The sequence below is a fragment of the Halobacterium sp. R2-5 genome (genome assembly GCF_011734195.1).
Classification (GTDB): Archaea; Halobacteriota; Halobacteria; order Halobacteriales; family Halobacteriaceae; genus Halobacterium.
The window spans coordinates 1,079,443-1,105,004 of sequence record NZ_JAANTH010000001.1; the positions used below are offsets into that span (position 1 = coordinate 1,079,443).

General features: G+C 70.4%; 29 protein-coding genes. 8 read left to right on the plus strand and 21 right to left on the minus strand.

Annotation, left to right across the window (positions count from 1 at the left end; genetic code table 11):
* Positions 1-20 precede the first annotated feature (20 nt).
* The 6 genes from G9C83_RS05840 to G9C83_RS05865 all read right to left on the minus strand — a co-directional run bounded on the left by G9C83_RS05840 (position 21) and on the right by G9C83_RS05865 (position 4,107).
* Entirely contained in the window at positions 21-1,067 is a 1,047-nt protein-coding gene (locus tag G9C83_RS05840) for a PAS domain-containing sensor histidine kinase (RefSeq protein ID WP_167245156.1), read from the minus strand.
* Positions 1,068-1,202: 135 nt separating this feature from the next.
* Positions 1,203-1,928, minus strand: coding sequence for a selenium cofactor biosynthesis protein YqeC (yqeC, locus tag G9C83_RS05845; protein ID WP_167245157.1), 726 nt, complete (start codon positions 1,926-1,928; stop codon positions 1,203-1,205).
* A complete protein-coding gene (locus G9C83_RS05850) occupies positions 1,929-2,246 on the minus strand; it encodes a helix-turn-helix transcriptional regulator (protein ID WP_167245158.1) in 318 nt (105 codons plus the stop codon).
* An 80-nt stretch (positions 2,247-2,326) separates the two neighbouring features.
* Positions 2,327-3,043, minus strand: a complete 717-nt coding sequence (locus tag G9C83_RS05855) for a GAF domain-containing protein (protein WP_167245159.1) — start codon at positions 3,041-3,043, stop codon at positions 2,327-2,329.
* Between the two features lie 35 nt (positions 3,044-3,078).
* Positions 3,079-3,333 (minus strand): DUF2250 domain-containing protein, encoded by a 255-nt coding sequence (locus G9C83_RS05860; protein ID WP_167245160.1) that lies wholly within the window; start codon positions 3,331-3,333, stop codon positions 3,079-3,081.
* Between the two features lie 144 nt (positions 3,334-3,477).
* On the minus strand, positions 3,478-4,107 hold the full coding sequence (locus G9C83_RS05865; protein WP_167245161.1) for a hypothetical protein: 630 nt from the start codon (positions 4,105-4,107) through the stop codon (positions 3,478-3,480).
* 341 nt (positions 4,108-4,448) lie between these two features.
* On the opposite strand from G9C83_RS05865, the gene G9C83_RS05870 reads away from it, so the two are divergent.
* Positions 4,449-6,086 carry a MarR family transcriptional regulator gene (locus tag G9C83_RS05870; protein ID WP_167245162.1) on the plus strand — a complete coding sequence of 546 codons (1,638 nt, stop codon included), beginning with the start codon at positions 4,449-4,451 and terminating at the stop codon, positions 6,084-6,086.
* A 30-nt stretch (positions 6,087-6,116) separates the two neighbouring features.
* Here the strand turns inward: G9C83_RS05870 and G9C83_RS05875 are convergent, their stop codons facing one another.
* Positions 6,117-6,563, minus strand: a complete 447-nt coding sequence (locus G9C83_RS05875) for a universal stress protein (RefSeq protein ID WP_167245163.1) — start codon at positions 6,561-6,563, stop codon at positions 6,117-6,119.
* A 98-nt stretch (positions 6,564-6,661) separates the two neighbouring features.
* Here G9C83_RS05875 and G9C83_RS05880 point away from each other — a divergent pair, with 98 nt between their 5' ends.
* Both G9C83_RS05880 and G9C83_RS05885 read left to right on the plus strand, forming a co-directional pair.
* Positions 6,662-7,366, plus strand: a complete 705-nt coding sequence (locus G9C83_RS05880) for a DICT sensory domain-containing protein (RefSeq protein ID WP_167245164.1) — start codon at positions 6,662-6,664, stop codon at positions 7,364-7,366.
* A gap of 42 nt (positions 7,367-7,408) precedes the next feature.
* The gene (locus G9C83_RS05885) at positions 7,409-8,629 is read left to right on the plus strand and encodes an amidohydrolase family protein (RefSeq protein ID WP_167245165.1); all 1,221 of its coding nucleotides are present in this window, start codon (positions 7,409-7,411) and stop codon (positions 8,627-8,629) included.
* On the opposite strand, the gene G9C83_RS05890 is transcribed toward G9C83_RS05885, so the two are convergent.
* Together G9C83_RS05890 and G9C83_RS05895 are read right to left on the minus strand one after the other, a co-directional pair.
* Positions 8,630-8,932 (minus strand): hypothetical protein, encoded by a 303-nt coding sequence (locus G9C83_RS05890; protein ID WP_167245166.1) that lies wholly within the window; start codon positions 8,930-8,932, stop codon positions 8,630-8,632. It lies immediately after the preceding gene.
* A gap of 56 nt (positions 8,933-8,988) precedes the next feature.
* Complete coding sequence (locus G9C83_RS05895; protein ID WP_167245167.1) at positions 8,989-9,228, minus strand: hypothetical protein; 240 nt, start codon at positions 9,226-9,228, stop codon at positions 8,989-8,991.
* 263 nt (positions 9,229-9,491) lie between these two features.
* Between G9C83_RS05895 and G9C83_RS05900 the strand changes: the two genes are divergently transcribed.
* Entirely contained in the window at positions 9,492-9,782 is a 291-nt protein-coding gene (locus tag G9C83_RS05900) for a hypothetical protein (protein ID WP_167245168.1), read from the plus strand.
* Positions 9,783-9,820: 38 nt separating this feature from the next.
* Positions 9,821-10,252 carry a hypothetical protein gene (locus G9C83_RS05905; RefSeq protein WP_167245169.1) on the plus strand — a complete coding sequence of 144 codons (432 nt, stop codon included), beginning with the start codon at positions 9,821-9,823 and terminating at the stop codon, positions 10,250-10,252.
* Here the strand turns inward: G9C83_RS05905 and G9C83_RS05910 are convergent, their stop codons facing one another.
* The gene (locus G9C83_RS05910) at positions 10,253-10,780 is read right to left on the minus strand and encodes a response regulator (protein ID WP_167245170.1); all 528 of its coding nucleotides are present in this window, start codon (positions 10,778-10,780) and stop codon (positions 10,253-10,255) included. It lies immediately after the preceding gene.
* Positions 10,781-10,866: 86 nt separating this feature from the next.
* A complete protein-coding gene (locus G9C83_RS05915; protein WP_167245171.1) occupies positions 10,867-11,451 on the minus strand; it encodes a HalX domain-containing protein in 585 nt (194 codons plus the stop codon).
* Positions 11,452-11,790: 339 nt separating this feature from the next.
* Between G9C83_RS05915 and G9C83_RS05920 the strand changes: the two genes are divergently transcribed.
* Positions 11,791-12,774: a transcription initiation factor IIB gene (locus G9C83_RS05920; protein ID WP_167245172.1), complete on the plus strand. Its 984-nt coding sequence runs from the start codon at positions 11,791-11,793 to the stop codon at positions 12,772-12,774.
* 116 nt (positions 12,775-12,890) lie between these two features.
* Here the strand turns inward: G9C83_RS05920 and G9C83_RS05925 are convergent, their stop codons facing one another.
* The gene (locus tag G9C83_RS05925; RefSeq protein WP_167245173.1) at positions 12,891-13,451 is read right to left on the minus strand and encodes a DUF1684 domain-containing protein; all 561 of its coding nucleotides are present in this window, start codon (positions 13,449-13,451) and stop codon (positions 12,891-12,893) included.
* Positions 13,452-13,538: 87 nt separating this feature from the next.
* Here G9C83_RS05925 and rtcA point away from each other — a divergent pair, with 87 nt between their 5' ends.
* On the plus strand, positions 13,539-14,558 hold the full coding sequence (rtcA, locus tag G9C83_RS05930) for an RNA 3'-terminal phosphate cyclase (protein WP_167245174.1): 1,020 nt from the start codon (positions 13,539-13,541) through the stop codon (positions 14,556-14,558).
* Positions 14,559-14,564: 6 nt separating this feature from the next.
* On the opposite strand, the gene G9C83_RS05935 is transcribed toward rtcA, so the two are convergent.
* The 6 genes from G9C83_RS05935 to G9C83_RS05960 all read right to left on the minus strand — a co-directional run bounded on the left by G9C83_RS05935 (position 14,565) and on the right by G9C83_RS05960 (position 21,497).
* Positions 14,565-15,035: a carotenoid biosynthesis protein gene (locus G9C83_RS05935; protein WP_167245175.1), complete on the minus strand. Its 471-nt coding sequence runs from the start codon at positions 15,033-15,035 to the stop codon at positions 14,565-14,567.
* Between the two features lie 30 nt (positions 15,036-15,065).
* Positions 15,066-15,833, minus strand: coding sequence for an ABC transporter permease (locus G9C83_RS05940; protein WP_167245176.1), 768 nt, complete (start codon positions 15,831-15,833; stop codon positions 15,066-15,068).
* Positions 15,830-16,816: an ABC transporter ATP-binding protein gene (locus tag G9C83_RS05945; RefSeq protein WP_167245177.1), complete on the minus strand. Its 987-nt coding sequence runs from the start codon at positions 16,814-16,816 to the stop codon at positions 15,830-15,832. The genes G9C83_RS05940 and G9C83_RS05945 overlap by 4 nt, the downstream gene beginning before the upstream one ends.
* A 73-nt stretch (positions 16,817-16,889) precedes the next feature.
* Entirely contained in the window at positions 16,890-19,571 is a 2,682-nt protein-coding gene (gene ppc / locus G9C83_RS05950; RefSeq protein ID WP_167245178.1) for a phosphoenolpyruvate carboxylase, read from the minus strand.
* 81 nt (positions 19,572-19,652) lie between these two features.
* Positions 19,653-20,573: a hypothetical protein gene (locus G9C83_RS05955; RefSeq protein WP_167245179.1), complete on the minus strand. Its 921-nt coding sequence runs from the start codon at positions 20,571-20,573 to the stop codon at positions 19,653-19,655.
* A 45-nt stretch (positions 20,574-20,618) separates the two neighbouring features.
* Positions 20,619-21,497: a DMT family transporter gene (locus G9C83_RS05960; RefSeq protein WP_167245180.1), complete on the minus strand. Its 879-nt coding sequence runs from the start codon at positions 21,495-21,497 to the stop codon at positions 20,619-20,621.
* Between the two features lie 78 nt (positions 21,498-21,575).
* Here G9C83_RS05960 and G9C83_RS05965 point away from each other — a divergent pair, with 78 nt between their 5' ends.
* Entirely contained in the window at positions 21,576-22,484 is a 909-nt protein-coding gene (locus tag G9C83_RS05965; protein ID WP_167245181.1) for a ketopantoate reductase family protein, read from the plus strand.
* Between the two features lie 26 nt (positions 22,485-22,510).
* On the opposite strand, the gene G9C83_RS05970 is transcribed toward G9C83_RS05965, so the two are convergent.
* The 3 genes from G9C83_RS05970 to G9C83_RS05980 all read right to left on the minus strand — a co-directional run bounded on the left by G9C83_RS05970 (position 22,511) and on the right by G9C83_RS05980 (position 25,534).
* Positions 22,511-23,776 (minus strand): hypothetical protein, encoded by a 1,266-nt coding sequence (locus G9C83_RS05970; RefSeq protein WP_167245182.1) that lies wholly within the window; start codon positions 23,774-23,776, stop codon positions 22,511-22,513.
* Between the two features lie 163 nt (positions 23,777-23,939).
* Positions 23,940-24,548, minus strand: a complete 609-nt coding sequence (locus tag G9C83_RS05975; RefSeq protein ID WP_167245183.1) for a DUF6663 family protein — start codon at positions 24,546-24,548, stop codon at positions 23,940-23,942.
* A gap of 44 nt (positions 24,549-24,592) precedes the next feature.
* The gene (locus G9C83_RS05980) at positions 24,593-25,534 is read right to left on the minus strand and encodes a helix-turn-helix domain-containing protein (RefSeq protein WP_167245184.1); all 942 of its coding nucleotides are present in this window, start codon (positions 25,532-25,534) and stop codon (positions 24,593-24,595) included.
* Positions 25,535-25,562 lie beyond the last annotated feature (28 nt).

The window sequence follows — 25,562 nt, forward strand, 5'->3', positions numbered from 1 at the left end:
GACTGGTCGGACTGAACGAGTCAGGCCGCTCTGGGGAGCGTGACCGAGAAGACGCTGCCCGTCGGCTCGTTGTCCTCGATCTCGACCTCGCCGTCGTACTGGTCGACCAGCGTCCGGACGAGGTACATGCCCATCCCGGTGCCCGTGCTGCCGAGACCCCGCTCGCCCTGCTCGAAGACCAACTGCTTCTGGTGGGCGGGGACTCCCGGGCCGTTGTCCGCGACGTGTACCGTGGCAGTGTCGTCAGTGGTCTCGCAGCGAATCTCGACGACGGGGTCGTCCTTGTCGTTGTGCTGGACCGCGTTGTTCAGGAGGTTCCGGAAGACGGAGCCGAGCAGCTCGTTCGCCGTCACCCGGACGTCCGGGATCTCGCCGTCGACGACGAACTCGGCCTCCGGGAACGACTCGCGCCGCACTTCGACGACGTGCCGGAGCGTCTCGCGGAGCGAAACCGGGTGCGTGTCGAGGTCGCCGTCGTCGGTCACCGTCTGCGCGTACTCGCCGGCGACCTCCGTGAGTTCGTGGACGTGTCTGCCCGCGGTCACGATCCGCTGGAGGTAGGGTCGGCCCTCGTCGTCGACGTGGTCTCCGAGCAGGTCCGCCCACCCGAGCACGACGTTGACGTCGTTGCGGATGTCGTGGCGGAGAATCCGGTTGAGCGCGTCCAGCTCGTTCTCGCGGCGCTTCTGCTCGGTGATGTCCGTCGAGATGCCGATGACCGTGGAGACGTTGCCGTCGTCGTCGCGGACCGGAATCTGCTGGTTCTGCAGCCACCGCACCGACCCGTCCGGCCGGACGATGCGGCCCTCGTACGAGTTCGCGATTTCGTCCGGGTCGGACTGCTCCATGTTCGCGCGAACGCGCTCGCGGTCGTCGGGGTGAATCGTCTCCACGAGGCGCGACGGGTCGTCCTCGATTTCCTCGGCCGGGATGCCCCAGATCTCCTCGAACCCGTCGCTGATGTAGTCGAATCGGTCCCGTCCGGACGTGAACCAGACCGCGACGCCGTCGAGGTGGTCGACCAGCGACTGGAAGCTCTCCTGCCGGTCGAGCAGTTCGGTCCCCATACTGTCTGTAAGTGATGAACGGCACATAAACACCCACACACTTTCCTTCGTTGACACGTGTGTCGGCCGGCACGGGCGCTAGAGTCGCCGCTGCGGGCTTCGTTCCGCGTGAGAAACACGACGACGGGGTAACGGCTACGGCGAGACGACGCGCTTCACCGGGTCGTCAGCTTTCAGCGAGGTGACGACGACCTTCGGCACGTCCGCGCGCTCGTGGACGCCCGCGGCGATCTCCTCGGCTGTCTCGACGAGCGCGGCGTCGTCGGCCATGTTCACGAGCGGAATCACCGTGGCTCCCTCCGGGATTCCCTTCATCCCACCGTCGGAGTGGGCGAGCACCGTCGCGACGTCCTCGGCACGGATCTCGTCGCCCACGGAGCGGCCGGTGATGGCTGCGACGCGCTCGGGACGGTGGGCGACGCCCTCGTCGAGCGGCTCGCCGACCGACCGCACGCTCGCAATCGGCACCACGACGTCCGCGCACCCCGGAATCTGGGGTTCGTGATCGCCTGGCGCCTTCACGCGGCGGGTGCGCGCGCCGTCGGCCTTCACGAGCACGGCGTCAGCGCCCGCGTCGGCGAGACTCGCGATTTCCGCTGGCTCGTAGCCGCGGTACCGGTCCTCGCGCTCGCGCTCCGGGACGACCCCGACCGGCCACTCCGCGGTCTCGCGGACGACGGTCGCCGGGTCGTCGGTGACGACGACCCGCGAGACGTGTTCGTCGAAGATCGGGATGCGGACGGTCGCGGTGACTGCGGCGCGCTCGACGCGGCCCGCGAGCGCGTACAGGAGCGATTTCTTCCCGCCCGCGCCGACCGCGCAGACGACCCCCTCGGCGTCGACGGCGTCAACGAGGTCCATTCAGTTCGCGAGGAGGAGGTGCTCGTCGTCCAGTTCCTCGACGGCCTCGTCGACGTATCGGTTCTCCCACTTGCGGCGCGCGCGCAGCTCGCGGTCGCCGCGCTGCGTGAGCGCGTACTCGTTGGTGCGCTCGTCGCGCTGGCGCTTCTCCACGAGCCCCTTCTCGACGAGCGTGTCGAGGTTCGGGTAGAGGCGGCCGTGGTTGATGTCCGCCTCGTAGTACTGTTCGAGTTCGGCCTTGATGTCGAGGCCGTTCGGTTCGTCCAGTCCCGCCGTGACGGCGAGGAGGTCGCGCTGGAAGCCGGTGAGGTCGTCCATCGTCCTGCTTACAGCGTCGGTCGGTACTGTATTAAGCCCGGTGGCCACGCCGTCGGCGAGAACGAGCAGCGCCGCTTCGCTCACGCCTCGACGCGGGGCGGTGTGAGGAGGTCCGAGTCGGCGAGCGCGGCGCACGCCCCGGCGATGGCGAGCACGCGCTCGTCGGTGAAGAAGTCGGGCTCGTGGGCCTCGGCGTCGACGATGCCGACGACGTCGTCGCCGACGAGGATGGGACAGCAGAACTCGCTGCGGACGCTGTCGTCGCACTCGTAGTACGGGCCGTCGTACTCCTCGACGTCGTCGACGAGCACGGCCTCGCCAGTGAGCCCGACGGTGGTGTTGTTCGAGCGCTCGGCGAACGCTTCGGTGAGCGGGAACTCGGCGCGCGAGGGGTCGCCGACGTAGGCTTCCTTCACGAGCACTTCCTCGCCGTCGGAGTCGGTGGCGCGGCGGTAGACGCCGAGCCAGTCCGGGTTCGTCTCCTCGGCGAGCCGGCGGACGGTCTCGTCGAGCGCGACCAGGCGCGCGGTGTTCGGGTGGTCGCGGAGGCGCTCGGGCTCGTACTCCAGCCCGCAGATGGGCGCGAGGTTGTACGGCTCGTCGGCGAGACCCACACCACAGGAACCGTCCGGTCCGAGCTCGGGCACGGGGTAGACGTAGCAGTCTTCGACGGTATCGGCGTCGACGGTGGCGTGCGGGGGGCGCGCGACGAGCGCCGCGCCGCGTTCGGCGGCGCTCGTGTCGCCGTCGGCGTACTCCGGGAGGCCCACGGCCCGGAGGTAGGACTCGTGGTTCATACTACGGCGTTGGGGGTGGGGACGTATAGGGCCGTTCACTCGGGCAAGATCCCGGCGTCGAGCGCGCGCTCGCCGCGCTCGGTCACCCGGTAGACCACTTCTCCGGTGACGGCTTCGACGAGGCCGCGCTCGGCCAGCACCTCGAAGCGGGACTCGACGTACGGCGTGTGCATGCCGATGCGGTTCGCGACGATGGCGGGGTACTCGGGTTCGCGGTCCGCGAGGAACGCCAGGATGGTGGCGTCCGCGGGCCGACTCCACGCTGGTTGGCTGGGCGCTGCCTCGTGCATACGGCTGTATGGTACTTGATAGCACATAACACTATTGCCGAAATGGCCGACACTCACTTGCAGTCCAGCGGCTGGCCAGTCTCCCAGTGAGGCGAGAAAACTGGTGCTCCGGGGAGTTACGCGTGACGGACCAGCGGGGCCGCGTCAGGCCGTGGTTTCGGTGGTCGTCTCGTTACCGGCGGCGTCCTCGGTGGTCGTCTCGTCGCCGACACCGCTGCTGTCGTTCGTCTCGTTACCGCTGCTGTCGTTCGTGTCGCTGCCGACGAGGTTGTCGTCAGTCGTTTCGTTGCCGGCAGTGTCCCCGGTGGTGGTTTCGTTCGTGTCGCCTGCTGTGGTCTCGTTCGTGTCGTCCGCCGGCGCGCCCGCCGCGCCGTCGTCGGTCGTCTCGTTCGTGCCGGCTTCGGTGGTCGTCTCGTTCATCCCGTCGTCAGTGGTCGTCTCGTCGCCCACACCTGCAGCGTCGTCTTCAGTCGTCGCGTTCACGCCGTCCTCGGTCGTGGTCTCGTTCATTCCAGCGTCAGTCGTCGTCTCGTTCATGCCGGCCTCGGTGGTCGTCTCGTCCGCGCCGGCTTCAGTCGTCGTCTCGGTCATGTCGCCTTCGGTCGTCGCGTCGCCCGCGCCCATACCGTCTTCAGTCGTCCCGGCAACGCCGCCGTCTGTGCCGTTCTCGGCGCCGTCACCGCCGTCGCCGCCCGGGCCGGCGCAGCCGGCCACGAGTAGCAGTCCGACGACGAACACTGCCGCGAGCGATTTCCGTGATGGTGTCCATCTCATGACGCGTCTCGACGTGGGGCCGAGAGCCGCGTAAAAGCCCTAACCCGTTCCGGACGTTTCGGGTCTGCAGGGGCCTGACGCGACCGTTTCGACAGTTTCGGCGGCGATTAATCGACCGCTTCGACGCCGACGGGGAGCGAGTCCCGAGGAGACGCCGGAACGACGCTGTTCGGATCGCCCTCGCTCGCTGGGAGTGGTCGCCAGTAACGCGCGCTTACGTATCAACCGACATTCATTACCACGAGTACGAGACGTATAATAACGAGTGGGGGGGTCGTAGGTCGGGCAGAGCCCATGGAAACTGAGCTTCTGTCTCGACCGCCGTGCCCGGTGGCCGCCAGATGAACCGACGAACGCTCGCCCGGCTCGCGGCGTGTCTCGTCTTCGCGAGCGCGGTCGTCGCCGGGTCGGCGGCACCGGTCGCGGCCCAGCCCGGGGTGCAGGCGGTCGAGTACACGGGAGACAGCGACGTCCCGGACGACCAGACGTCGCTGACGCTGTGGCGCTCGGGTCCCCACCAGTTCGACGTCACGGTCGCCGGAGCGGGCAACGACAGCAGCGGCCGGGCGTGTCTCGTCGCGCAGCCCGTCGACGGCAACGAGAGCCAGGAGCTGGCCTGCGAGTCCTTCCAGGTGCCGGCGAACGGGACGACGACGGTCACGGTCGGCGTCTCCGAGTGGCCGGCGGAGCTCACCGGCCAGCAGGAGGTGCGCGTCGAACTCCGGTCGGCGGAGGACTCGCGGTTGCTCGCGGCGTCGTCGTTCGGCGCGACCGTCATCGAGCGGGACGGCGACGTCGACGGCGACGGCCTGACGAACGAGCAGGAGGTCGAGGTCGGGTCCAGCTTCCGCGTGCCCGACACGGACGGCGACGGGCTCGACGACGGCGAGGAGGTCGAGACGTACGGCACCGACCCGACGAGCGAGGACACGGACGGCGACGGGCTCGACGACGCCGCCGAAGTCGAGGAGCACGACACCGACCCGACGGCAGCCGACTCCGACGACGACGGGCTCTCGGACGCACGCGAACTCGAAGTCGGCACGAACCCGACGCGGGCGGACACTGACGGCGACGGCCTCGACGACGGCGAGGAGGTCAACACCTACCAGACCGACCCGACTAACCCGGACACGGACGACGACGGGCTCGACGACGCCGCCGAAGTCGAGGAGCACGACACCGACCCGACGAGCGGCGATACGGACGACGACGGCCTCGCGGACAACCTCGAAGTGAACACGTACGGCACGGACCCGAACAAGGTCGACACCGACGAGGACGGCCTCGACGACGCCGCCGAAGTCGAGGAGCACGGCACTGACCCGACTGACCCCGACACGGACGACGACGGCCTCGACGACGCTGCCGAAGTGAACACGTACGGCACGAACCCGAGCGAGGCGGACACGGACGACGACGGCCTCGACGACGGCGAGGAAGTCAACACTTACCAGACCGACCCGACTGACCCGGACACGGACGGCGACGGCCAGAACGACCTCGCGGAGGTCCGCGCCGAGGAGTCCGGTCGCATCCCGCTGTGGGTGCTCGGACTCGCGGGCGTCGCCACCCTCGCCGCGACTTACGTCGTTGCGTCTTACCGTCTCGACGGCGTCTCGCTCGTCGACGTCTGGGCTCGGCTCCCGACGCCCGACGAGTCGAGCGGCGGTACGGCCGCCACGACCAGCCCCGAGAGCGAGAACGCCGGGCGGAGCTCCGGGGGTTCGGAGTCGACGGAGGACGTGGCGGTGGAGTTCCTCTCCGCGGAGGAGCACGTCGTGAAGCTCCTCGAGGACAACGGCGGCCGGATGCAGCAGTCGAACATCGTCGAGGAGACCGGGTGGTCGAAGGCCAAGACCAGCCGCGTGCTCTCGGAGATGGCCGACGAGGGCGAGGTCGTGAAGATACAGCTCGGCCGCGGGAACGTCGTCTCCCTGCCCGGGGAGCTCCCGCCCGGCGTCGACCCGCCGGAGTGATCGCGTCCCCGCCCGAGGGGGTCGAGCTTCTCAGGTCGTGACGACGGTGACAGCGCCGTCGAACTCGAGGATGATGCGCTGGGTGACGTCCCCGAAGATGGCCTTCCCGGCCGGGGAGCGCTTGCGGCCCGCCACGAAGACGTGGTCGGCGTCGCGCTCCTCCGCCAGGGACAGCACCTCGTCGCCCAGATCGCCGAGGCGACCGACCGGCTCGTAGGCGACGTCGACACCGTCGAGGACGTCGCGGCCGACGTCCTTCGCGTACTTCTCGGCGCCGTCGAGTGCCTCGTCGACGGTGTAGTTGACGTCGAGGCTCGGGACGCTCATCATCGACTCGCGGCGCTCGGCGTACTCGTCGTCGGTGGTCACGTGGACCAGCAGTAGCTCGGCGTCCACGCCCGCTGCGAGCTCGCCCGCCTCCCGGACGAGGGACTTCGCGGAGTCGGACGCGTCGACGACTGCGATGGCGCGCTCCATGTGTCACCGCGCTCGCCCTCGTCGCTTAAATACCGTGGTGATCCGGGCTAGCACACGGCAGCCGAACGTCTTTGTACGAGGGGGCGGACGCTCGGAGTATGAGCCTCCGCGAGGTGGTCGCGACGGTCCGGGGGCGCGAGAAGACGCTCACGGTGTACACGAACCCCGGCACGAGCGTCGTGCCGGAGCTCCGGGAGTACTTCGCGTCCCAGAACGTCGCCATCGAGGACGCCGACGCCGGCAGCGACCCCGAGCACGCGGTGCTCTCGGACGACGGCGAGTTCCTCACCGCGGTCGGCATCGACGCGCTCCGGTCGCTGACCGACGGGTCCCCACGGGACGTCGGCGAGGAAGCGGCGTACAGCCGGCTGCTCTCGCGCCTCGACCGCACGACGTTCACCTCGTACAGCCGCCGCCAGATGCTCGAAGCCACCCGCGAAATCGAGGACCGCGCGTGGCGCACGCGGGACGGCCGCCTGTACGCGGGCTTCCAGCGCGCGTCGAACTTCGCGGGCGAACGCGACACCTACGCCCGCCTCGCCGCCACGGACCTCGACGTCCACGTCTACGGCCTCCCGGACGCGACCGTCGACGTGCCCGACGGCGTCACGTTCCACGGTGCCGCGATTCCCGACGTCGCGTCGTCGTGGTTCGTCGTCTTCGACGGCGGCGACGACCCACGGCAGGCGTGCGCGCTGCTCGCGACCGAGCGCGAGGACGGCTTCTACGGCTTCTGGACGTACGACGCGGCGCTCGTCGACGACGCGCTCGACGCGCTCGGCGTGGCCCGCATCTCGGCGTAAGCCGAGGGTAACGCTTTCCTCGTGGCGTGCGAAGCAGCCGACATGAGAGTGTTCGACGCAGCACGACTCGTCGACGGCCGCCGCGACGAGGCCCTCGACGACGCCCGCCTCGTCGTCGACGACGACGGCACGGTTGCGGCGGCCGGCCCGCGCGAGGGCGTCGACGCGCCGCCCGAGGCCGACCGCGTCGAGTTCCCGGAGTCGACCGTCGTCCCGGGGTTCGTCGACGCCCACGTCCACCTGCAGGGCGCCCGCTCGATGGACGTCGCCGACTGGACGACCACACCGGACTCGCTGGCCGCCGCGCGCGCCACGGCTGACTTGCGGTCGCTGGCCCGCGCCGGGTTCACGAGCGTCCGCGACCTCGGCAGCACCGTCGGGCCCGGCCTCCGCGAGGCGGTCCGCGAGGGCGAAGTCACGGGGCCGCGCGTGTTCACGAGCGGTCGCGCTATCTCTCAGACGGGCGGCCACGGCGACGTCCACGGCCTCCCGCACGAGTGGGTGGCGGACGGCACGCCGCTGTCCACGCTCGCGGACGGCACCGACGAGTGCCGTCGGGAGGCCCGCAAGCGCGTGCGGGACGGCGTCGACTGCCTGAAGATCATGACCACGGGCGGCGTGCTGAGCGAGCGCGACGCCCCGGACAGCCGGCAGTTCACGGACGACGAAATTCGCGCGATGACCCGGGAGGCCGACCGCGCGGGCGTCCAGACCGCCGCCCACGCCCAGGGGACCGCGGGCATCGAAGCAGCGCTCCGGAACGGCGTCTCGACGGTCGAGCACGGCTTCTACCTCGACGGCGACTGCATCGACCTCCTGAAGGAGTGCGGCGGCACGTTCGTCCCGACGCTCTCGATCATGTACCGCATCACGGAGCGCGGCGACGAGTACGGCGTCCCCGAGTGGGGCCTGGAGAAAGCCCGCGAGGCCCGCGAAGCCCACGTCGAGGCCGTCGAGCGCGCGTACGAGGCGAACGCCGCGGTCGCCGCTGGCACGGACTTCATGGGGCCGGAGCTGGTCCCGCACGGCGAGAACGCCCTGGAGATGGAGCTGCTCGTCGAGGAGATCGGGTTCTCGGAGATGGACGCGCTCCAGGCGGGCACGCGGGTCGCCGCGCGCACGCTCCCCCGGAACGACGTCGGCACGCTCACCGAGGGCGCCCGCGCGGACTTCGCGGTCCTCGGCGGCGACCCGCTGGCGGACATCTCGGCGGTCCGGCGCGTCGAGGAGACGTACGTAGACGGCCAGCGGATGGACGCCTGACTACTCGTACTGCCGGGACTTCCTCGCCGTCGCGAACGCGACGCCGAGCACCGCGACCGCGTACGCTCCCACGACGGCGCTGCTCGTCCAGTCGAACGTCTCCAGCGCGCCGAACGCGAGCGTCAACAACCCGAAAACGGACAGCGACAGCCCGAGCACGCGGGCCAGCGCCGCGGGGTCGGCCGCCGCGTCGGCGTCGTACAGCGGCACCGCGTCCATCGCCTCCCGGTCGCGCAGCCACAGCCCCGCGGCGACCAGCGCGACACCGAGGACGCCGTACAGCGCGCCAGCGACCACTCCCATACGTCGTTTCTCCCGGACGCCGGGCTTAACGTTTCTGCTGTTACACGAAGCCGCGGTCAGCCCTGGTCGGCGGTGCCGCGGTCGTTCACGAACCCGGTCTTGAACGCGATCCAGCCGAGCACGCTGATGAACAGAATCGGCGGGAGGATGACGAACCCCCACAGGGGGTTCAGCCCCCAGATCAGCAGCAGAACGACGTCCGCGATGCCCAGCAGGAGAAACGGGAGGATGGCGAGGAACGCGCGCCGCCGGCTCCCGCCGGCCTCGTCCGTCGGCGTCGGTATCGGCGCGTCCATACCCGGCAGTTCGGACGGCGCCACCAAAAGCCCACTCTTTGCGCGCTCGCCCCGGCGGCTCGTCGCTCGTGTCAGGATTCCCAGCCGCGGGAGTTCGAGACGGCGTCGTGAGCGACGGCGAACCGCCGCGCTTAGCGGACGGAACGTGGCGGTTCGATCGCCGCCTGCTTGCAGGGGGCGTTCGTCTGTAGTTTGTAACTACGCCGGCGCGCACAACTCGCCCCAACCGTCTTCCGTCGTCGACTGTTCCGTTCGGAGACGAGATGTCCCGGTTCGACTCGGACCACGCGTACCGCGACGCGGAGGCAGGCGACACCGCAGCCATCGGACGGCTCCTCGAACGCTACGCGGTCCCGGTGAAGGTCGCCGCGTTCTACGCGGTCGTGCTCGCAGCGGGCGTCGGGACGCGCCGGCTCGTCGACGGCCCGAACCTGGAGCTCCTGCTCTCCATCGGCATCTGGTTCACCATCATCTTCGCGGCCTGCACCGCGCTGCTCGGCGGCGTCGTCAAGGCCGCCGCTGCCGTCCAGCGGTACCGGCACAGCCCCGCGTAGCCGACCGGCTTTTACGCGCGAGCGACCTCAGTCCGCGTATGCCCGACTACGTCTCCGAGGAGACCGTCGAGACGGTGACGGGGACCGTCGCGCGCGCCGGCGGCACGCGGCGCCACGAACTCCGGCTGCCCGCGGACGCGGCCGCCGACTTTCCGGACGGTGACGTCGTCCGCGTCGTCGTCGACGGCAGCGAGTACCACGCCCAGCTCCGCCACACCGACAGCGGCGAACCCGTGATTCGCGGCGCGTACGACTCGCCGTCGCTGGCCCGCGACCCCGGGAGCGCGACGAACCGGCTCGCCGCGTGGCTGGACGCGGGCCCGCTCGAAGCGGGTCGCTCGGTCCACGTCGACGTCGTCGAACCCGGATTCAAGTACGGCGTGCGCGCGCCCGGCGAGTCCGCGACGTACGCGGCGCCGGACCCGCCGGACGACAGCCTCTCGGCCATCGCGGAGTCGCTCGGCGAGTAGCTACCGGAGGTCCCGGAACACGACGCGGTAGTCCCGCTCGTCGAAGCCGTCCGCGATGTCGTCGACGCGCTCGCGGAGTTCCCGCACGCGCTCGGCAGCCCCATTCTCGCCCCCGGCGCGCCGCTCGCAGGCCTCGTGGAACGCCTCCACCGCGTCCGCGTACGCCGACAGCGCTAGCAGGCGTTCGACGACGCCGGTGAGCTCCTCGCCCGACACGGGCTTCTGGACGTACGCGTCGTAGCCGAGCCCGACGACGTCCTCGTCGGGTTCGTTCGCCGTCACCATCGCCACCCGGCAGTCGTAGCCCGCCTCCCGGATGCGTTCGAGCACCTCGTCGCCGGAGACGTCCGGCATGTCGCGGTCGAGGAGCACGACCTCGACGTCCGCGGAGACGGCTTCGAGCGCGCGCTCGCCGCCGGCTGCGGTCCGGACGTCGTACCGGTCGCCGAGCCGGTGCTCGTAGACGTCGAGGTAGTCCCGCAGGTCGTCGACGGCGAGCACGGTCGCGCCCTCGCGGCCACCGCTCATGATTGTCGTTCTGACAGCGTGTAGCGTCCGCTGTAAGTGTTGTCCCACTCCGGCCGGCAGCCCGTGATTCCGAGGCGGGCGCCGAATCAGTCGACCCTGCAGTTCGCGTCGGGGACGTCGCGGAACGCCACGCGGAAGTCGTCGAACCCGAAGCCGTCGACGGTGTCGTCGATTCGGTCGCGCAGCTCCTGGATGCGCGCGACGACCTCCTGGTAGGACTCGTCGAGCTCGACGTCGCCGTCCTCGGCTTCGGATTCGAGGAGCGCGCGCTTCGAGGCGAGCGAGTACAGCTCCTGGAGTCGGTCGTCGTACGTCGCGCGGTCGAGCAGCGTGTCGACGACATCGTGGAGCTCGCTCTGCTCGACGGGCTTGACGAGGTACTCGTCGAAGCCGAGTTCGACGACGTCCGTGCTCGGGCGGACGCCCGTGACCATCGCCACCCGGCAGTCGTACCCGGCGCGCCGGATGCGGTCGAGGACTTCCTCGCCGGAGAGCCCGGGCATCCGCCGGTCGAGCAGCACGACGTCGACCCGCTCGTCGAGCGTCTCCAGGGCGGCCTCGCCGGTGGTGGCGGTCTCGACGGCGTACCGCTCGGCCAGCCACGCGGCGTACACGTCGGTGAGCGCTTCGTCGTCGTCGACCACCAGCACGCGAGCCCCGTCGTCAGTCATGGCGTGGGAGGGTTCTGTGCTGTATCGATAGTCAGCCGGGTTAAAGGTTTCTCCAGTGAGGGCGCCGGATACAAAATACGCCGGACGCGGAGGCCGTGACACGCCGTACCACCGAAACCCTTTTTACTACACGTCCTACCCTCCGGTTACCGACGATAAATAGTTAGGTTAGCCCAAAAGTAGGAAATTGTCGCTCCTTCTGGCCTGTAGAGCTATCTGAGAGTGTGTCAATAGTACGCAAAACCGCGAAAAGTTTAAGTATGTGTCGCTCCTATCCAGTAGTACAGTAAGCCGGGTAGAGACTGCCGTCGCCCTCCGACCCGGCTCTCCACCACCATCATGAGTGACACCACAATCCGAACGTACTCCAGTGACCGAACGCGGACCGACGAAGAGACAGAGACCGAGGTAGAGACCTCGAACGACGAGACCGTCAGCTGCCCCGAGTGTGGCGGCCGCGTCGTCAACGACGAGGAGCACGGGGAGTCCGTCTGTGCGGACTGCGGCCTCGTCATCGAGGAGGACAGCATCGACCGCGGGCCGGAGTGGCGCGCGTTCAACTCCAACGAGAAAGACCAGAAGAGCCGTGTGGGCGCCCCGACGACGAACATGATGCACGACAAGGGGCTGTCGACGAACATCGGCTGGCAGGACAAGGACGCGTACGGCAACTCGCTGTCCAGCAATCAGCGCCAGAAGATGCAGCGCCTCCGCAAGTGGAACGAGCGCTTCCGCACCCGGAACAGCAAGGAGCGCAACCTCAAGCAGGCGCTCGGCGAGATCGAACGCATGTCCTCGGCGCTCGGCCTCCCGAAGGAGGTCCGCGAGACGGCGTCGGTCATCTACCGCCGCGCCCTCAGCGAGGACCTCCTCCCCGGCCGCAGCATCGAGGGTGTCGCCACGAGCGCGCTGTACGCCGCCGCCCGCCAGATGCAGACGCCGCGCTCGATCGACGAAGTCGCGAACGTCAGCCGCATCGACGCGATGGAGTTCAAGCGCACGTACCGCTACATCGTCCGCGAGCTCGGCCTCGAAGTCGCGCCCGCCGACCCCGCGAGCTACGTGCCGCGGTTCGCGTCCGAGCTCGACCTCCCGGACGAGGTCGAGCGCCGCGCCCGCGAACTCCTCGACAACGCGAAGGAGGACGGCGTCACGAGCGGGAAGTCTCCGGTCGGACTGGCCGCCGCGGCCATCTACGCCGCCAGCCTGCTCACCAACCACAAGGTGACCCAGAGCGAGGTCAGCGACGTCACGGACGTCAGCGAGGTCACCATCCGGAACCGCTACCAGGAGCTGCTCGAAGCCACGGAAGTCGCCGCGTAAGGCGACCCGAGCCGGTCACTGGTGGTGCGTTCCGACGGCGTTTTTCACGTTTTCACGCTGCCTAGCCGCAGCTCGCGACGTTTCACGCTGCTCCCGACGTAGCCGACGGCTCGCGCTCAGCTCTCGTAGGCTCTCTCGCCCGCGTCGACGGCCGCGTCGAGGCGGTTGTCCGCCGGCGGGAGCGCACACGCGAACTGGTCGGCGTACGCGCAGAAGGGGTTGTACGCGAGGTTGAAGTCCACGACGACGTCGTCGCCCTGCTCGGCGTCCGCGGCGTCGACGTCGAGGTAGCGGCCGCGGTGGTACGTCTCGTCGCCGTTCGTCTCGTCGGCGAACGGCACGAACAGCGAGTCCTCGCCCTCGACGCGGAACGCGGCGAGCGTGCGGTGCTCGCCCGCGAGGTCGAACCCGAGCACGCCGACGCGCTCGTACTCCGCGGACGGCCCCTGCGTCGTCTCCAGGGAGACGGTCTCCGTGGACTGCGCGCGGCCGAACCGCGCGACCACGCGGTAGTCGGGGTCCGGCTCGAAGTACGCGAGGCCGTCGAAGCGCTCGCGGTCGCCGACCGGAATCGGCGACTGCGGGTGCTCGCCGAAGAACTCGTCTTTCTCCGCGCGGAACTCGCGGACGCGCTCGCGCCACGCCGACTCGTCGAAACCCGGCTCGTCGGCACTCATGTCGGATGCTGCGGGCGGGAGGGCCGTAACTGTGGCGACTCGTCTGGGTGACGAATCCCTTTTGTCGTCCGGCCGTCTCGTACCAATATGAACATTCTCGACGGGGGAGAGGGCGGCGGCCAGCTCGTCCGTACTGCTCTCTCGCTGTCCGCGGTCACAGGCGAACCGTTCCGGATGCGACACGTCCGGCGCGCTCGCGCGAACCCGGGCTTGCAGGCCCAGCACTGCGCGGCGATCGAGGCCGTCGCGGCCGTCTGCAACGCCGAGACAGGCGGCGTCGAGGTCGGCTCCGAGTCGTTCACCTTCGAGCCCGGCGAGGACCTCGACGAAGACCTCGACGAGGAAGAACAGGGCGTCCTCGGCGGCAGCGTCTCCGTGGAGGTCGGTACGGCTGGCAGCGTCCCGCTGGTCTTCGACGCGCTGCTCCCGGCCGCCGTCGCGCTCGACGAGTCGTTCACGGCGCGCCTCGAAGGCGGCACGGACGCGAAGTGGGCGCCGCCGTTCGACTACTTCCGGCACGTCAAGCTCCCCGTACTGGAGGCCCACGGCCTCGAAGCGGACGTAGACCTCGACCGACGCGGCTTCTACCCGCGCGGCGGCGGGAAGGCGACACTCACTATCGAACCCTCCACGCTCGACTCGTTCGACCTCACGGAGCGCGGCGAGCGCGAGTCTCTGACCGCGTACTCCGTCGCCGAGGAGTCCGAGGACGAGGACGACGTCGCCGAGCGCCAGGCCGAGGCCGCGCCCGAGGACGCGACCGTGAACACGGAGTACACGGCCGCGGACTGCTCGGGGTCGGCGTTCGTGCTCGCGGCGGAGTACGAGCACTCGAACGCGGGCTTCGCGGAGCTCGGCGAGATGGGCGTCGAGCCCGAGACCGTCGGCGAGAACGCCGTCGAGCGCTTCGAGGCGTTCGAGGACGGCGACGCCGCGGTTGACGAGTACCTCGCCGACCAGCTGCTGCCGTTCGTCGCGCTCGCGGGCGGTGAGATTCGCGCGCCCGAAGTGACCTCGCACGTCGAGACGTGCATCGACCTCCTCGGGGAGTTCGGCTACGAGGTCGACGTCGAAGAGGACGGCGACACCGTCCTGCTGTCGGCGTAACTCCTTCTACAGCACGACGTTCGCGAGCCCGGCCGTGGCGGCGCTAATCGCGAGCCAGCCGGCGAAGTTCCACCACGGCACGTCGCGGACGCGCGGCCCCGGTAAACTGTCGGTGTACGTCCAGTGGCCCTCGGCGACGCCGCGGTGGTCGACGAGCACGTCGTAGCCCGTGGCGAGCACGGCCGCGAGCGCGACCGCCGGCCAGCCCTCGGTGACGAGCAGCGCGGCGCGGAACGCGACGTAGACGGCGCCCGTCCAGCCGAACAGGACGTACAGCGGCACCCCGAGCAGTTTGGGGCCGACGTGGTGTTCGAGCCAGCCCGCGTCGACGACGGCGGCCTCGGCGACGAACGCGATAGCGGCGCCGCCCCCGAAGAACGCGAGGACGGCGGCCGTCGGCCACGTGAACGCTGCGTGTGCGAGCGCGACGAGACCGACCGCGACGGTGCTGGCGGCGAACGCGCGGTCGCTCGGCATGCGGGAAGCGACGGCGACCGCGGGGAAAAGCTAGTCGGTGAGGCCGTAGCCGCGACGGAACAGCCAGATGTCGACTGCGACGACGGCGACGGTGAGCGCGGAGAGCACGACGAGCGCGGTGTCCGGCTGGATGTCGGAGACGCCGATGATGCCGTAGCGCACGCCGTTGACCATGTACACCATCGGGTTCAGGTAGCTCGCGGCGCGTGCGAGCCCCGAGAGCGCGTCCAGCGAGTAGAACACGCCGCCGAAGAACACGAGCGGCCGGAGGATGAACTGGTTGAGCACCGTGAGGTGGTCCCAGTCCTCCGCGGCGAGGCCGCCGACCACGCCGAACGCCGCGAACAGCGTCGTGATGACGACGAGGAACGCCGCCGCGTAGAACGGGTGGGCGAGCGTCCGGACGGGCGTGAACAGCGCGCCGATGACGCCGATGAGGATGCCGATGAGGATGCCGCGCAGCGCCGAGGCGACGACGTACGCGATCACCATCTCCCAGTACGCCATCGGGCTGGTGAGCGCCTCGTCGATGTACTCGTTCCAGCGGCCGTGGAAGATGGAAAAGGAGGCGTTCTCGAAGGCGTTCGAGACGGCGCCCAGCACCGCGAGCCCGGGGAGGATGAACTGGATGTAGGGGACGCCGCCGATGTCGCTGATGCGCGCGCCGAGGATGACGCCGAACACGCTGAAGTAGAGGACGTTCGTGACGAACGGCGGCAGGAACGTGTTGTACGGCCGCCGCACGAAGCGCAGGATCTCGCGGCGCGTCAGCGCCTTCAGCCCCGTCGAGAACCTCACGGCGCCACCTCCTGTTTCTCGCTCTCGTCGCCGTCGTGGTCCCCGCTGCTGCCGTCGGTTGCGTCGCCGCTCGTGCGCGTGATGTCCACGAAGACGTCTTCGAGGCTGGTGCGCGCGACGTTCACGTCCTCGACGCGGTGGCCGGCAGCCTCCAGCTGGCGCACCGCGACCGGGACGGCCTCGCTGCCGCTGCTCGCGCGCAGCGTGACGGTCTGGCCGTCCGCGACGACGTTGTCGATTCGGTCGTCCTCGATTGCGGGAGTCCCCGCGGGCGCGGCGTCGAGCGTGAGCGTCACCTCGTCGGTGCCGCGCTCGGTGAGGTCGTCGGGGGTCGCGACCGTCACTTTGCGCCCGGAGTCGATAATGGCGACCTGGTCGCAGAGCCGTTCGGCCTCCTCGATGTAGTGCGTGGTGAGGAGGATGGTGGTGCCGTCGTCGTTCAGTCCGCTGATGACGTCCCAGAGGTCGTGGCGGAGCTCCACGTCCACCCCGGCGGTGGGCTCGTCGAGGATGAGCAGGTCGGGGTCCGTGACCATCGCCCGCGCGAGCATGAACCGGCGCTTCATCCCGCCGGAGAGCCAGTCGAAGCGGGTCTCGGCTTTCCCGTCCAGCCCCACGGTTTCGAGCGCTTCGGCGGCGCGCTCTGCGGCCTCCTCGTCGGAGATCCCGTGGTAGCCGGCCTTGTGCATCAGGACCTCTCGGATGGGGAAGAACCGGTCGACGTTGAACTCCTGGGGCGCGAGCCCGATGGCGTCGCGGGCCTCACGGTAGTCGTCCTCGACGTCGTGGCCGAACACTTCGGCGGTCCCGCTGGTCTTGCGCGCGAGCCCCACGAGCGTCTCGATGAACGTCGTCTTCCCCGCGCCGTTCGGCCCGAGCAGCCCGAAAAAGGACCCCTCGGGTACGGACAGCGAGAGGCCGTCGAGCGCCCGCACGTCCCCGTACTCCTTCACGAGGTCGTCGGTGCGTATCGCTGGCGGCATTTGGCGAGTCGAAGGCGGGTCGCGCGGTTAAGGCCACGGAAGTCGGCGGGCTCCGCACCCGGCTGCCCTCCGCTCAGCCAGTGTTCTGCATGCCCGCCGCGACACCCATCACGGAGAGCCGGAGCGCGCGCTCGGCGGTCGGGCCGCGGTCGTCGCGGTCGAGCAGCTCCACCTGCAGGAAGTTCAGCGGGTCGACGTAGGGGTTCCGGCGGTCGAGGCTCTCGCGGAGCCACGCGCGGTCGACGAGGTCGTCGCGGCCCGTCACCGACAGCACCGCCTCGCGGGCGCGCTCGTACTCGTCGTCGATGCGCGGCTGGAAGCGCTCGCGGAGGTCGTCCGGCGCCAGCGCGGCGTACTCCGCGGTGATCTCGGGCTCGCTGCGCGCGAGCGACAGCGCGGCGTTGTCCAGCGTCGTGCGGAAGAACGGCCACTCCTCGTACATCTCCGCGAGGAGCACGTCGTCGTCGCAGGCCGCCAGCCCCGCGCCGAGGCCGTACCAGCCCGGAATCACGCACCGCGTCTGCGTCCACGAGAACACCCACGGAATCGCGCGGAGGTCCTCGACGGCGCGCTCGCCCGTCCGCGAGGCGGGCCGGGACCCGAGGTTGAGGTCCTCGACGACGTCGATGGGCGTCACCGCCTCGAAGTACGAGACGAACCCCTCGGAGTCGAGGAGGTCGCGGTACGCCTCGCGGGCGGCCTCGGCCATCTCCGCCATCGCGTCGACCCACTCGTCGGGGACGTCCGGGTCGTCCTCGGCGACGGCGGCGTGCCGCGCCCGTACCTGGGCGTTCAGCATCTGTTCGAGTTCGCGCTCCGCGATGCGGGGGTTGCCGTACGTCTCCGCGATGGACTCGCCCTGCTGGGTGAACTTCACGTCGCCCGCGACCGTCTCCTTCGGAAGCGCGAGCAGCGCCTCGTTCATCGGGCCGCCGCCCCGCGAGATGGAGCCGCCCCGGCCGTGGAAGAACCGGACGTCGACGCCGTGGTCCTCGCAGATGGCGGCGAGGGTGCGCTGCGCGCGGTCGAGCTGCCAGTTCGCCGCGAGGAAGCCGTTCTCCTTGTTGGAGTCCGAGTACCCCAGCATGATCTCCTGGGTCCCCCCGCGACCCTCCACGAGCGCGCCGTAGGCGTCGTTCTCGAACAGCGTCCCCAAGATGTCGCGGGCGTTCGACAGTGCCGACCGCGTTTCGAGGAGCGGAACGACGTCGAGGCCGGCGTGGTCGGGCAGCGCGAGCACGCCCGCCTGGTCGGCGAGGAAGACGACCTCCAGCACGTGGCTCGGCTCCTCGGTCATGCTGATGCAGTACGCGTCGATGGCGTCGACGCCGTACTCGCGGTGCCAGTCCGCGAGCGCGTCGAAGCGTCCGAGTACGCGCGCCGTCTCGTCGTCTACGTCCTCGGTGTCTCCGAGGTCCAGCACGGGCTCGTCCTGCAGCACGGCCTCGGTGAGGAACTCGACGCGCTCGTCCTCGCTCATCCCGGCGTAGTCGACGCCCTCGCGGGCGAGCGCCTCGCCGACGGCGTGCGTGTGCTTCTCGCGGTGGTCGCGGAGGTCCAGCGCCGCGAGGTGGAAGCCGAACGTCTCCACGCGCCGGGCGAGCGGCGCGACGTGCTCGTCGGCGACCTTGCCGAGGCCCGCGTCCCGGAGGCCGACTTCGAGCGCGCGGACGTCGCCGAGCAGGCGCTCGGCGTCCTCGTAGCCGCCCGGCCGCACGTCGGTCACGCGGTCGACGCGCTCGCGGACCACGGCGACGACCTGCCGGAACAGCTCGTCCGGGTAGCGCTCGGCGACCTGTTCGACGACCCGTGGCACGTCATCACGAGCAGCGTCGAGCAGGTCGGCGGCAGCCTCGCTATCGACGCGCGTACCGTCCATCGAGAGCGCGCCGAGCAGGTCGTCCAGGTCGTCGACGTAGCGCTCGGTGACGAGCCGGCGCTGCCGGTCGAGCACGCGCTCCGTCGTCTCGGTGGTGACGTAGGGGTTGCCGTCGCGGTCGGAGCCCGCCCACGACCGGAACGACAGCACCTGTGGGACCTCGGGCGGGTCGTCGTAGCGTTCCGCGAGCGCGCGGTCGAGTTCCTCGTACACCTCGGGGACGACGTCGTAGACCGCGTTCGCGAGGTAGAACTGGACGTCCCGGGCCTCGTCGAACGGCGTCGGCTGGCGCTCGCGGACCCGCCGCGTCGTCCACAGCGCCTCGACGTTCGCCTCGATGCGGCGCCACTCGCGCTCCCGTTCCCGGGGCGTGAGCCGTCGCTCGTCCAGCCCTTCGAGCAGTTCGCGAATGCGGTGCAGGTGAGCCTTGACGGTCTTCCGGCGGGCCTCGGTCGGGTGGGCGGTGAACGTCGGGACGACGCGCACGTCGTCGAGCACGCTCGCGACCTCGTCGGCGCTCGCGCCCGATTCGGCGAGCGCGTCGACGGCGCCCGCCACGCTGTCCGAGAGCGTTCCCTCGCTGCCGCTGCGCCGGAGTGCGCGGACGCGCTCGCGCTCCTCCGCGAGGTTCACGAGCTCGAAGTAGCCCGCGAACGCCCGCGAGAGCTCCTCGTAGCCGTCCACGTCGGCGTTCGCGACGACTTCGCGGAGCGCCTCGCGGTCGTCGCTGTCGCCGCGCCGGTAGTCGATTGCGGCTGTGCGCGCCGCCTCTACGGCGTCGTAGGCGGCCGCGGACTCGTGTGCGTGCATCGCGTCGCCGAGCGTCGCGCCGAGCTCGCGGACGTCCTCCCGGACGTCTCTGCCGTGCAATTCCATACCACGTTACTCCGGGCGCGGGTATTTCAACGCCTAGGGAGGAGCGAAACTTGCCACTCGCCTCCGAGTAAGTTTTTCGGGCTACTCTGCGGGACTCGTCCACGGCGCCGCGGCGGGCGAGCCCTCCGGCGCCACGGAGACGTTCGTCTCGTAGGTCACGCGGTCGTTCTGGACCGCGACGCTCACGTTCGCGCGGTAGAGCGCGGGCGCCGTCGTCGGCGAGCCGTTCTCGGGGGCCTCGTAGTCGTCGCCGTCGACGCTCGCGTTTTTCACGATGAACCCGTACTTCCCACCCGCCTCCCCACCGTTCTCGATTCGGACGTCGTAGCCCGCGCTCACGTTCTCGGCGAACGTCCACCCCGGAACCCGCGTCCCGTTCACTGTGCCCTCGGTGACGTCGACCGCGACAGTGTCCGACGCGACGGTCTCCGACGCGAGCGGACTCGTCTCGTTTCTGACTTCCACGACCGTGTCCGACCCGGCGTCCGCGATTTCGACGCGCCACTCCGTCGCGCCGTCGGAGACGTTCACGGTCAGCGGGTCGCTGCTCGTCGGCGTGACGACCATCTCGAACCGCCGCGTCTCCTCGACGTCCGCCGCGGCTGTCCAGTCGCCGACGCCGCTCGCGTTCGAGAAGTTCCGCTCGTCGGACTGCGCGATACGGGTCCCCGGCTCGGTGCTCACGACTTCCGCGTGCGTGACCGTGCCGCCGCTCGCCGCGAGCAGCGACGCGTTCGCGTCCCACGTCGCGACGCTCGCGTTCAGCGCGCTCTCCAGGCTCGCGTCGTCGCTGTCGTTGTACGCGTTCGTCTCCGCGAGCAGGCCGCCGACGCCCGCCTCGACGGCGCGCTCGTGGCCGACCACGTCGTCGGTCTCGGCGTGGTTCCGCGTGGCGAGGTTCTCCGTGAACACGACCGCGTTCAACACCAGCGCGAGCACCACGAACGCGAGCGCGAGCCCGAGGCCCGCGACGAGCAGCAGCTGGCCGCGCCGGTCGTCCATGTCTCGCGGAGAAGCGGCCGGGCTACAAAAGGATTGCCGCACGCCCTACCCCGTCCGTGCGGTGCTCACGAGGCCGACGCCGACGCCCATCAGCGCGCCGCCGACGGCGAACCCCGGACCGAGTGACTCCCCCAGGAGGAGTGCGCCGAGCGCGCCGCCGACCACGGGCTGCGCGAAGAAGCACGCCGCGACCACCGTCGCCGTGGTGCGCTCGATGCCGCGGTACCAGAGGAACCACGCGGCCGCCGTGCTCGCGATACCGAGGTACGCGACGGCGCCCACGACGCCCGGCGTCAACGGCACGGACGCGCCCGTCACCGCGAGCTCGATCGCGGCGAGCACGGCGAGCACTGGGACGGCGGCGAGCGAACTGTACGTCGCGGCGACGAGCGCGCCGTGCTTGCGGACGAGGCGCGCGCCGTCGACGGTGTACGCCGCCCACGCCGCGCTCGCGACGAACAGGACGGCGACGCCGAGCGCGCTCCCGCCGCCGATGGAGAGCCCGTACTGGCCGACGACGACGAGCGCGGTGCCGACGCCCGCGAGCACCATCCCGGACGTCGACCGCCACGTCAATCGCTCGTCGAGCATCGTCACGCCGAGCAGCAGCGTGAACACCGGCGTCACCATCGTCAGCAGCGACCCCTGGCTGGCGGTCGTGAGGTCGGTGCCGACGAACTGGGTCGCGAGCGTGAGCGCCACCCACGCGCCAAGCCGCAGGAAGCCGCGGCGGTCGCGACTGGAGAACGAGGCCGACGTGCCGGCGACGCGGAGCGCGGCGTAGAGCGCGAGGGCGCCGACGGCGATGCGGAAGAACGACAGCGTCAACGGCGGTACGGACGCGAACCCCCACTTGCTGACGACGTACATGCCGCCCCAGAGGGCGGCGGCGGCCAGCGGCGGGGCGGCGTCGCGGAGGCCCATACTCCTCTCGCCGCGGGCCGCGTCCAAAGACCCACCGAACCCCGGGAGGCTTTACCAGCACCCGTCCTACCGCCGGCCATGCGAGTCGTCGTGCTCGGCGCGGGGTCGCTGGGATCGCTGCTCGCGGGGTCGCTAGCCGGTACGCGCGCGGACGTGACGCTGCTCGGCCGGGCCAGCGACCACGTCGAGCGCGTCCGCGACCGGGGACTCGAAATCGCTCGTCCGGACGGTAGCGAGCAGACGGTCCCGCTGGACGTCGCGACCGACGGAGCCGCAGCCTCGGACGCCGACCTCCTCGTCGTCTGCGTGAAGAGCTACGACACCAACGAGGCGGTCGCGAGCGTGGCGCCCCACCTCGACGGCGCGGACGTGCTCACGCTCCAGAACGGCCTCGGAAACGCCGAGACCACCGCCGAGCACGTCCCGCGGGAGCGCGTAATTGCGGGCACGACGAGCCACGGCGCGACGCTCGAAGGGGCCGGACGCGTCCGTCACGCTGGCCGCGGGAACACCACTATCGGACGGTACTTCGCGGCCAACGACGCGGGCGTCACGGCCGCAGCGGAGTGCCTGACCGCGGCCGGCATCGAGACGACAGTCGTGGAGGACGCCGAGTCGGCGGTGTGGACGAAGGTGCTCGTGAACGCGGGCATCAACGCGGCGACGGCGCTCGCGCGCGTACCGAACGGCGCGCTCGTCGACACCGAGAGCGGCGAGCGCGTGCTCCGCCGGGCCGTCGAGGAGGGCGTCGCGGTCGCTCGCGCGGAGGGCGTCGGAGTCCCCGACGACGTCGTCGAGCGCACGCGCGAGGTGGCCGAGCGCACGGCGACGAACCGCTCGTCGATGCGGCAGGACACAGAGCGCGGCGGGCGGACGGAAATCGAGGCGCTGAACGGCGAACTCGCGCGCCGAGCGGCCGACCACGGAATCGCCGCGCCGGTCAACGAGACGCTCGCGGACCTGGTTCGGCTCGCGGAAGAAGGGTAGCAGCGGCCCGGACGGGCCACGGAGCGTCAGTCGCGCTCGTCGCGCGTGATCTCGTAGGAGAACTGCATCGCGTTCTCCGGCATGATTCTCACCGACCACGACCCCGCCTCGGGGTCGTCGAGCCGGTACTCGAACGTCTGGCTCTCGCCGCCGCTGGCGTACGTGCCGTCGGACGACGCGCGCTGGCGCGCGCCGCCGAGGTCGACGCTACCGCGGTTCGTGACGCTGACGCGCTCGGCGTCGACTTCGGTGCCGTCGGGCGCGACGAACGTCACGTCGAAGCTCGCCGGGTCGCTGTCCGCGCTCCGGTAGCGGCTCGCGGACACGTCCAGGGTCACGTTCTCGGCGTCCTCGTTCACCTCGAAGGCCGTCTCGAAGGGCTCCTCGGGCTGGGTCCACACCTGGAATCTGACGCTGACGCGCTGCCAGTGCGAGGAGCGCTCGGGGCGCGCCGGGTCCTTCAGGCCGAGGTCGAGCTCTGCGCGGTAGTCGCCGCGGTCCGCGTCGTCGGGCGGCGTGACAGTGACCTCGATCGTCTCCGTCTCGCCCGGATCTATCTCGCCGGGCGCGTCGATGTCGGCCCACGAGCGGTCGAGCGCGTCGCGGTCATCGTACGGCCGGTAGCGGTCCCCGGTGACGAGTTCGGGGTTCACCGGGACGGCCTGCTCGCCGGTGTTCTTCACGACGAACTCGCGGGTGAACGAGTCGCCGGCCTGCACCTGGGAGTGCATGTACGTGTCCGAGACGACGCGCACCGTGGGCTCCTGCCAGACCTCGACGTTCAGGGTGACGCCGTTGACGGGCTGTTCGGGACGGCCGGGATACGAAATCCGCTCGTCCGTGAGCGCGATTTCGCCGGCGTACCGGTTGATTTCGGCGTCGTCCGGGACGGAGACGGTGACGTCGAACTCGCGCTCCTCGCCGGCGTCGAGCTCGAGGTCCGAGGCCTCGATGGACACCCACTCGGACTTCACGGGCCGCTCGCCGCGCGGCGGCACGAACAGCTCCGGCGAGAGCTCGACGGCCTCGTCCTCGCCGTTCTCGACGGTTATCGTGACGGTCTCGCTCCCCCCGGGCTGGAGGCGGACGTTCCGGTACTGGTCGTCGACGTACAGTCGCGTGTAGTTGGTCTCGCCGTCCGACTGGGACTGTGCGGTCCCGGACCCGGACGCGTCGGGGGTCGCGGTCGAGTCGGCGGCGGGGCTGTTCGGCTGTGCGAGTGCGGTCGCGCCCGCTGCCGAGACGACGAGGACGGCGGTGAGCGCGACGGCGGTGATCGTTCGTGCGTTCATGTGTGGCTGCCAGTCCCGGCAGCGCTGTCGCTACGCCGCAGCACCGATGGAGGCTCGCGGGGACCAGCGTCGGGACTGTCGACTGTCCGACTATTAGTAGTTCGGTTGGGTAAAACGGCCGTAGAACGCGGGACAGGGTTTATGTACCGGGCGCCCGCTCGCGTCAGGCTTCCGAGGGACGGGGGCAGTCGTAGGTGTCCCGGACGGTGTCGGCGAGCACCGAGTGCTTGTGCAACACGAGGTAGACGACGACGAAGTCGTGTTCGAGCGGCCGGAAGACGAACACCTCGTGGTCGCAGTCCTCCTCCTGGTCGAGGCGGTCGACGAGCGGCTCCAGCGGGAGCGCGCCCGTGCGAATCTCCTCGAAGACGTCCCGCTCGCCGGACTGCTCGGCGAACGCGTAGACCGCGCCGTTTGGCTCGCCGTCCGCGCTGAACGTCGGGCGGCCCTGCACGCTCGCGCCGTCCTGGTGGGCCTGCTCCATCGTGTCGAGGGCGGCCTCGAAGAGCCCCGTGACGGCGTCGGCGTACGAGAACAGCGTGCGCTTGCGGACGTCGAGGTCGACGAAGCGGGCGTCGCCGTCGTCCCACGCGAGCGTCGCGTCGACGAGGTACCCGGGGCGGAGCGCGTCCACGTCGTCCGCGAGGTCGTCGTAGCCGGCTGCGGCGACCCGCACGGGCTCGTGGTCGGCCCGGTCGAGCAACAGGAGGTCGTCGCCGCGCTCGGGCGCCGCGCCCAGCACGCGGAACGTGCTCTCCGTCGTGGTCTCCATGCGGCGTGATTGCGCGCGAGAAGGGATAAGGCCGTTCGTCTCGGTCAGTCGGCGGAGACGCGCCCCGCGTCGTCGTCGGCGTCAGCGCAGCGGCGCTCCGTGTCGAGAATTCGGAGGTCGCCGTCGAGCGTGACGTCCATCGCCTCGCCGCCCAGCGTGATCGTCACGGTCACGCGCGTCGGGTCCGCGTCGTACGCGGTCGTCTCGTCGGTGACACACCAGGGGAGCGTCCAGTGTTTGCGCGCGTCGAGTTCGACGCCGTGCTCGGCGTGGAACGCGACCACGCTGGAGGCGTCGAGCAGCGACAGCCCGACAGGCGACGAGATGGTGTGCTGGCACTGCCCGCACGTGTGGTCGACGCGCACGTCGAGGCCGAGCACGTCCTCGTCGTCCGGGACGACGGCGGTGTCGACGCGGCCGCCGCACTCCGGGCAGACGCCGTCGGCGGCCAGGCAGTGGAGGTGGCGGACGCGCTGGTCGAACGCCGCCTCGATCTCCTCGGTCGTGCGGTCGCGGAGCCCGCCCGGCGGGAACGCGTACCGGCCGTACACGGACTCGCAGTCCTCGCAGTGGACGGTGAGCCGCTCGTCGGCGTACGCGGCCCCCAGCGAGCCCCCGCAGTCGAAGCACTCGCCGGTGACGGGGAACTCCAGGGTGACGCGCTCGGTGAACGTCCCCGCGAGGATGGCGCGCACGACCTTCTCGCCGGCGTACTGGAACTCGTAGCCGCCCTCGACCTGGCGCACGAAGTGGTCGGTGAGCTTCGAGAGGTGGTAGTTGAACTGCGCGCTGTCCCGCATCCCCACGCGCTTGCGGAGGTCGGAGAACGCGACCGGCTGGTCGGGCGCGAGCCACAGCTCCTGGAGGATGGTGATTCGGGTCTCGTTCCCGAGCAGCGCGAACGCCTCCGCGGGCGGCAGGCTGTCGTCGAGGCCGCCGTCCGGGCCGAGGGGCGCGCCGTCGAGTGGGGTGTCGGAGCCGCTCATGTGCGTTCGTAGGCGGACGTTCCGGATA